This is a genomic window from Desulfobacterium sp. N47 (assembly GCF_051233685.1).
Classification (GTDB): domain Bacteria; phylum Desulfobacterota; class Desulfobacteria; order Desulfobacterales; family RPRI01; genus RPRI01.
In genome coordinates this window covers 1-1,104 of the sequence record NZ_JBAMMY010000319.1, presented here as the reverse complement: position 1 = coordinate 1,104, position 1,104 = coordinate 1, and the positions used below count along the sequence as shown (strand labels likewise).

Sequence of the window (1,104 nt, the reverse complement as noted above, 5' to 3'; positions counted from 1 at the left end):
ACCGTCTTGCCGGAAAAGTTTTCCACCTGGATGCGGCATTTCATGATCTTATAATCTTCTTCAACCGGCCAACGCAAATGGTATAATTCCGCAAATACATCATACGCAAATTTCTCTTGGTCAAGCAGAGAAGTCGCCAGTATTTCGGTTTCTCCGGAAGGAAGCCCGATTCGAATCAGGCGTATCTTTATTGGTTCAAGTTCCAAGCCCATCTCCCTGCAATTGCGGATGGAACTATAGGACATTGGCAGTTTGACAATTGTTTCCATTTTCCCTGAACGGAAAAATTTTTTGATGACTTTCCATTGTGAAATCTTTACGCGGGCACAAAAATTCGCATCAAGAGACAGGATAAGACTGAAAAGTCATGCTGCCGGTGAAATCTTTAGAAGATTCCCTGTGGCGTTTCTGAAAATCTTCTGAGTCGATAGTATTTTCAATTGTTTCGATTAGTTTTGGCACACATATGGCATTTCATGTTTCATGCCAGCTTTGTTGTTTTGAAAGAGTTTTTTTAGCATTTATTTCCTCCTTTTGACAAGTTGAAGATATTCAAAATTTACAAATAAATTAGCTCATTATATGAAGAATTACAAGTACTTTTTTCTTAATTCAACGACATTGGGTTAAAATGCGATATTCAGCAGGTTGCCCTTTGTATTCCGAATGCAATAAAATGTCAAGCAAATTATTGCCCCAGCAGCTAAATATAGTGATACATACCGGCATTCCCTGTAAATACTGGCACTTGTTTATATGAGAATACAGGAGTCAGAATACAGAATGCAGAAGAAAAACAATAGTATGGTTATTTTGTCTTCTGACTCCTGGCTCCTGTATTCTCATGCTTCGTTGTGCCCGCCCCGGGCATGGAGGTTAGTTTAAATTTATATGTTTAATAGCCTGGGAGTAATATGGAGCAGCGAAATGAAATTATGAGAAGTTTGCTTTATCTAATCAAATTCAGTAAATTCCGGTTAGGTTTTTGCATACGAATGCAATAGGTTTTGTTCTTTGAAATTTTTTAAGTCAACCGCATTAGAATCGATATCTCTGAGTTCATTTTGAATTTTGATTCGTAATTCTCTGACTCTTTTTATGCTT

Annotated in this window: 1 protein-coding gene and 1 pseudogene; both read right to left on the bottom strand. The window is 37.3% G+C overall.

The features are described from left to right. Positions 1–269 (bottom strand): annotated as a pseudogene (locus tag VXK47_RS20365) (IS4 family transposase); the annotation flags it as partial. Positions 270–339: 70 nt separating this feature from the next. Next, positions 340–462: a hypothetical protein gene (locus VXK47_RS20360; RefSeq protein WP_435550623.1), complete on the bottom strand. Its 123-nt coding sequence runs from the start codon at positions 460–462 to the stop codon at positions 340–342. Between the last annotated feature and the right edge of the window lie 642 nt (positions 463–1,104).